Source organism: Micromonospora sp. RTBAU3-60, from assembly GCF_054963695.1.
Map to the genome: position 1 here is coordinate 1 of NZ_JBUEGB010000144.1, position 6,556 is coordinate 6,556.

Annotated in this window: 4 protein-coding genes; 3 read left to right on the forward strand and 1 reads right to left on the reverse strand. The window is 72.6% G+C overall.

The window, feature by feature from the left end:
• The first annotated feature begins 476 nt into the window (after nucleotides 1-476).
• From glgX to ACY34I_RS39980, 3 genes are all read left to right on the forward strand, one after another.
• Nucleotides 477-2,597, forward strand: coding sequence for a glycogen debranching protein GlgX (glgX, locus tag ACY34I_RS39970; RefSeq protein ID WP_462760689.1), 2,121 nt, complete (start codon nucleotides 477-479; stop codon nucleotides 2,595-2,597).
• 285 nt (nucleotides 2,598-2,882) lie between these two features.
• Entirely contained in the window at nucleotides 2,883-4,616 is a 1,734-nt protein-coding gene (gene treZ, locus ACY34I_RS39975; protein ID WP_462760691.1) for a malto-oligosyltrehalose trehalohydrolase, read from the forward strand.
• A 147-nt stretch (nucleotides 4,617-4,763) separates the two neighbouring features.
• Nucleotides 4,764-5,339 carry a GNAT family N-acetyltransferase gene (locus ACY34I_RS39980; RefSeq protein ID WP_462760693.1) on the forward strand — a complete coding sequence of 192 codons (576 nt, stop codon included), beginning with the start codon at nucleotides 4,764-4,766 and terminating at the stop codon, nucleotides 5,337-5,339.
• Here ACY34I_RS39980 and ACY34I_RS39985 read toward each other — a convergent pair.
• Nucleotides 5,303-6,556 (reverse strand): hypothetical protein (locus ACY34I_RS39985; protein WP_462760695.1); only part of this gene is annotated, 1,254 nt, incomplete at its 5' end. The two genes, ACY34I_RS39980 and ACY34I_RS39985, sit on opposite strands and share 37 nt — an antisense overlap.

Genomic DNA, 6,556 nt, shown 5'->3' on the forward strand with positions numbered 1-6,556 from the left:
CGAGCACCGGCGGGTACTCCCACGACAGCATCAGGATGCGGCGGGTCCGGGGCGGGACGCCGGGCTGCGGCGGGATGGTGGGGCGGGCGGTGCGGGTGGGTAGGTGGGTCCGGTCCGTCGCGGTGGCGGGCTGCTCGCCGACCCGCAGGATGGTCACATCAATCTCCGTCCATGCATGCTGGGACGCGCCGGCGGCTCTGGCGGCGTGGGAAGCGTGGTGAGGGCGGCCGAGAGGCCGAGTGGACCCGCGCTGCGCGCACGTCCGCTTACCAGGAAAAGGCATCCCGCGCGAACTCGCACCCCAAAAAGGGCGATCGTGACGGACGACACCCGAGGGTTCGGTCGATATCAGGTGGATGGATTTCGGTTACCGTCCGAACGGGTGGGTTGGCGGAACGTGCGAGCGGGCACTAGCGAGGCGCGCATCGGCGGTCCGCCCGTCCGGTGCGCTCATGATCATGGGCCGAAGGAGCGACATGCAGGTCTGGCCGGGCGAGAGCTACCCCCTCGGCGCCAGCTACGACGGGATGGGCACGAACTTCGCGATCTTCTCCGAGGTGGCGGAGAAGATCGAGCTCTGCCTGTTCGACGAAGGGGACGGCGGCGCCGAGCGCCGGGTCGAACTGCGTGAGGTCGACGCGTACGTCTGGCACGCGTACCTGCCGGGGATCGGGCCGGGGCAGCGCTACGGCTACCGGGTGCACGGGCCGTGGGACCCGGCCAACGGGATCCGCTGCAACCCGCACAAGCTGCTCCTCGACCCGTACGCCAAGGCGGTCGACGGGGAGGTCACCTGGGACGCGGCCGGCTACGACCACGAGGTGGGCGGCGACCCGGACCGGATGTCGGAGACCGACTCGGCGCCCTTCATGCCCCGGTCGGTGGTGGTGAACCCCTACTTCGACTGGGGCAACGACCGGCCGCCGCGCACCCCGTACCACCACTCCGTGATCTACGAGGCGCACGTGCGCGGGCTGACCATGCGCCACCCCGACATCCCCGAGGAGTTGCGCGGCACGTACGCGGCGCTCGCCTCCCCGGTGATGATCGACTACTTCAAGCGGCTCGGGGTGACCGCGGTCGAGTTGATGCCGGTGCACGAGTTCGTGCACGACCACCGCCTGGCCGACCTGGGCCTGCGCAACTACTGGGGCTACAACACCATCGGCTTCTTCGCCCCGCACCACGGCTACTCCGCGCTCGGTGGCCGCGGCCAGCAGGTGCAGGAGTTCCGCGGCATGGTCAAGGCGCTGCACGCGGCCGGCATCGAGGTCATCCTCGACGTGGTCTACAACCACACCGCCGAGGGCAACCACCTCGGCCCCACCCTCAGCTTCAAGGGCGTCGACTGCCCCAGCTACTACCGGTTGAGCGAGGACGACCGGCGGCGCTTCGTCGACTACACCGGCACCGGGAACAGCCTCAACGTCCGCAGCCCGCACTCGTTGCAGCTGATCATGGACTCGCTGCGCTACTGGGTGACCGAGATGCACGTCGACGGCTTCCGGTTCGACCTGGCCGCCACCCTGGCCCGGGAGTTCTACGAGGTCGACCGCCTCTCCACCTTCTTCGAGGTGGTGCAGCAGGACCCGGTGGTGAGCCGGGTGAAGCTGATCGCCGAGCCGTGGGACGTCGGCCCCGGCGGCTACCAGGTCGGCAACTTCCCGCCGCAGTGGAGCGAGTGGAACGGCAAGTACCGGGACACGGTGCGGGACTTCTGGCGCGGCGAGCCGGCCACCCTGGCCGAGTTCGCCTCCCGGATCTCCGGCTCCGCCGACCTCTACCAGGACGACGGCCGCCGGCCCTTCCACAGCATCAACTTCGTCACCTGCCACGACGGGTTCACCCTCAACGACCTGGTCGCGTACAACGACAAGCACAACGAGGCCAACGGCGAGGAGAACCGGGACGGCGAGAGCCACAACCGCTCCTGGAACTGTGGCGTCGAGGGGGAGACCGACGACCCGGCGGTGCTCGCCCTGCGGGCCCGGCAGCGCCGCAACTTCCTGGCCACCCTGATGCTCTCCCAGGGCGTGCCCATGATCGGCCACGGCGACGAGCTGGGCCGCACCCAGCACGGCAACAACAACGCCTACTGCCAGGACAGCGAGCTGGCCTGGGTGGACTGGGCGCGGGCCGACGAGGACCTGCTCGACTTCGTCCGGCGGCTCACCGACTTCCGCAACCGGCACCAGGTGTTCCGCCGGCGCCGGTTCTTCACCGGGCTGCCGGTGGGCGGTCGGGCCGCCGGCTCCGCCCTGCCCGACCTGGCCTGGTACACACCGCAGGGCCGGGAGATGACCGGCGAGGACTGGGGCAACGACTTCGGCCGCGCGGTGGCCCTCTTCGTCAACGGCGACGGCATCCCGGAACGCGGCCAGTACGGCCAGCGCCACCGGGACGACTCCTTCCTGCTGCTGTTCAACGCGCACGACGCGCCGCTGGACTTCACGCTGCCCGGGGCCGAGTTCGGGTCGCGGTGGGAACTGGTCATCAGCACCGCGGACCCGGATCCGGAGAAGACCCTGCTGGTCGAGGCGGGCGGCAGGGTCTGCGTGCCCGACCGCTCGCTGCTGGTCCTGGCGAGGACGGCCTGACCCATGCCCGACACCCCCCCCGGATCCGACAGCACGACGACGACGGGGGTGGGGTCCACCGACCGCGTCCAGGTACGCCCCGGCTTCGACCTCGACGCCACCGCCGGCCCTGCGGCTGGCCCGGACCGGCGGCTGGCGGGACACGACCCTGTCGATTTCCGTTCACCGTGTTACGGACATATTCACCGGTCGGGTCTACAGTGGGTCTGAGCTGCTCCTTCATGATCTGTTGAGCACCTATCCCGTCGCCCTCCTCGCTCCCACCGACTCTGTGGAGGCCGCCGCATGACCGAGTTCACGGTGTGGGCGCCCGAAGCCGCCCGGGTCCGGCTGCGCCTGCCCGGCCGGGCCGACCACGACATGCGTCCCGGCCCCGGCGGCTGGTGGCGGGTCGAGGTGTCCGGCGCCGGGCCGGGCACCGACTATGCGTTCCTGCTCGACGACGACGAGCGGGCCCTGCCCGACCCGCGGTCGGCCTGGCAGCCGGCGGGCGTGCACGGGCCGAGCCGGCGCTACGACCACGCGGCGTTCCACTGGACCGACCAGAGGTGGACCGGCCGGCAGTTGCCCGGCAGCGTCCTGTACGAGCTGCACGTCGGCACCTTCACCCCGGAGGGCACCTTCGACGCGGTCGTCGGCCGCCTCGACCACCTCGTCGACCTCGGCGTCGACCTGGTCGAGCTGCTGCCGGTCAACGCCTTCAACGGCGAGCACAGCTGGGGCTACGACGGGGTCTGCTGGTACGCCCCGCACCAGCCGTACGGCGGGCCGGACGGGCTCAAGCGGCTGGTCGACGCCGCCCACGCCAGGGGGCTGGGGGTGATCCTCGACGTCGTCTACAACCATTTCGGGCCCTCCGGGGCCTATGCGCCGATGTTCGCGCCGTACCTGTCCGAGCAGAGCAACCCCTGGGGCCGCACCATCAACCTGGACGGGCCACACTCCGACGGGGTACGCCGCTACATCATCGACAGCGTGCTGATGTGGCTGCGCGACTACCACGTCGACGGCCTGCGGCTGGACGCCGTGCACGCCATGCCCGACTCGCGGGGCACCCACTTCCTGGAGGAGTTGGCGGTCGAGGTCGAGTCGCTCTCCACCCACCTGGGCCGGCCGCTGTCGCTGATCGCCGAGTCCGACCTCAACGACCCGAAGCTGATCACCCCTCGGGAGGCCGGCGGCTACGGCCTGCACGCCCAGTGGAACGACGACGCCCACCACGCCCTGCACACCCTGCTCACCGGAGAACGGCAGGGCTACTACGGCGACTTCGGCTCGCTGGAATGCCTGACCGACGTGCTGACCGGGGCCTTCTTCCACGCCGGCACCTGGTCCAGCTTCCGCAACCGCAGCCACGGGCGCCCGGTCGACCGGCAGCGCACGCCCGGGCACCGGTTCGTGGCGTACCTGCAGAACCACGACCAGATCGGTAACCGGGCCACCGGTGACCGGATCTCCCAGACGCTCTCGACCGGGCTGCTCCGCGTCGGCGCCACCCTGCTGATGACCGCGCCGTTCACCCCGATGCTGTTCATGGGCGAGGAGTGGGCGGCGAGCACCCCGTGGCAGTTCTTCACCAGCCACCCCGAGCCGGAGCTGGCCACGGCGGTGGCCGCCGGCCGCCGCCGGGAGTTCGCCGCCCACGGCTGGCCGGCGGGGGAGGTGCCCGACCCGCAGGACCCGCAGACCTTCGTCCGGTCCCGGCTGGACTGGGCCGAGCTGGACAAGCCCGAGCACCGCGAGATGTACGACTTCCACCGGCGGCTGATCGCCCTGCGCAAGAGCCGCCCCGACCTGTCCGACCCGCGGCTGAACCGGGTCGAGGTCCGGCACGGCGACCAGTTCCTGCTGATGCGCCGGGGCGAGTGCCTGGTGGTGGCGAACCTGGCCGGCAAGCCGCAGCGGATCAACCTGCCCGGGGTGGTCCGCCGGGTGCTCCTGGCCACCGAGAGCGGGGTCACCGTGATGCGCGACGGCATCGAGCTGCCGCCGGAGTCGGCCGCGATCGTCGCGCTCTGACTCCCCGGCGGGCCGGTGGACCGGCGGGGCGACCTGCGGCAGGTCGCGCTGTCCGCGCGTCGGGACACCCCGACCTGCCGCACCTCGTCGCGGCCCCGCCGGTCGGCGGGGCGGCGGCGGGCGCGCCCGGCCGCTAGCGTGCCGGGCATGGCAGAAGCAGGACCACCCGTGTCGCTCGCCGGCATCGCGCACGAGGCCGACGGCCGCACCGTCCGGCTGCGCCCGGTCGCCGAGCCCGACCTTGCGATGTTCCGCCGGTTCCGCACCGAGCCGGGGCTGATCGGGTTGGACTGGGGCGGCTTCCGGGACGCGGGCGCGCCGGCCCGCCGGTACGCCGAGGACGGGTACCTGGGCGAGCGGGACGGCCAGCTGATCGTGCAGGTCGAGCCGGAGGAGGGGGCCGCCGGCTACGTCAGCTACCTGTCCGGCAGCTACGGTGGGCGCGCGCCGTACTGGGAGATCGGCATCGCCCTGCTGCCCGAGTGGCGTGGCCGGGGCATCGGCTGGCGGGCCCAGGCGCTGCTCTGCGACTACCTGTTCGCGCACAGCCCGGCGCAGCGGATCCAGGCCGGCACCCACCCGGAGAACGTCGCCGAGCAGCGGTCGCTGGAGAAAGCCGGCTTCCAGTTGGAGGGTGTGGTGCGGGCCTGCGAGTTCCGGGCCGGCGCCTGGCGCGACGGCTACCTCTACAGCCGACTGCGCGACGACCCGTCCCCGCTCTGACCGCCGCTCGGGGCGGTGAGGGCCGGGAAGGCGCGCCGGACCTCGGCGAGGAACACGGGCGCATCCTTGCCGTACGCCGTCGCCGCCGCCCAGAGCGCCTCCAGCGCCGCCTGGAGCGGATCGGGCGACGCGGCGGCGGCCAACGCCGGCAACGCCATCGCCGCCCGGTCGACGGGCCCGGAGAGCAGATCGGGCGGCGCGGTGCCTGGCGAGTACGGCACCAGCCGCACCCGGGATTCGAGGCGGATCTCCCCGCCGGTGATCCGTCGCCACATCCCCGTCGTGTCGGCGCACCAGTCCGGCGGCGGCTCGCCCCGATCCAGCGCCTGCCAGGCCGGCACCAGCCAGTCCAGGTCCGCGATCCCGGCGTACGCGTACGCGTGCCGCGCCGCCCAGTGCGCGATCCTTCGCTGCGTCCCGGGGTCGGCCTCGGCAACGCCGTCGACGAGATCCCGGTCCAGGCGGGCGATGCCGAAGACGTTGCCGACCACCCGGCGTAGCCGCTCCGAGGGCGGCCGCCCACCCCACCGGCGCGCCTCCTCCTGCCGCCGGAACTCCTCGTGCCGGCGTTCCCGCTCTTCCTGCGCGCGGCGCTCCGCCTCGGCCCGCTGCTCGGGCGTCGGCGGCGGCGGGAGCGAACGCGCGTGGTCGTGCCAGTACGCGGCGGCCGTCGTGGTCTGCCGGAGCACGGCGTCCGGGCGGGGCGTGGCGTCCGGCCAAAACTGGAGCAGGTACAAGTCCGGGGTCGGCTCGCCGTACGCCGTCCCCGGCGCCTCGGCCAGGCCGGAGGCGCAGTACCGGACCCGGTAACCGCCCTCGCCGGCGCCGAGATCGAGTGGCCTGGACCGCGCACCGGACCATTCGCTGAGCTCCACGGTCGGGGCCGGCGGCGCGTACGACGCCTCGACGACCTCCTCCCAGCCGCCCGGGACGGGAGGTTCCTGATCGTGCCGCTCGACGCGCAGGGCCACGGTGCCGGTGTCCGTGCCCGTGATTAGGAAGAGCCCACCCGGTACGCCCGCTCCGCACAGCCCGTTCGACTGCCCGGCGAACGCCTCGGTCATGTCGATCAGGTCGTCGCCGAGGACGTAGAACTGTCCGTAGTGCACCCCGATGCCGCCATCGAACAGGATTCGCACGCCGCCTCCAGGCTCGACCAGGCCGCTGGTCCGCAGGCCGCTGCCCGAGGTGCCCGCGGGGAGATCGCGCGGCCGAGG

Coding starts and splice junctions, on each gene's coding strand:
- treZ (WP_462760691.1), top strand. CDS start 2,883: ATGACCGAGTTCACGGTGTGGGCGCCCGAAGCCGCCCGGGTCCGGCTG.
- glgX (WP_462760689.1), top strand. CDS start 477: ATGCAGGTCTGGCCGGGCGAGAGCTACCCCCTCGGCGCCAGCTACGAC.
- ACY34I_RS39980 (WP_462760693.1), top strand. CDS start 4,764: ATGGCAGAAGCAGGACCACCCGTGTCGCTCGCCGGCATCGCGCACGAG.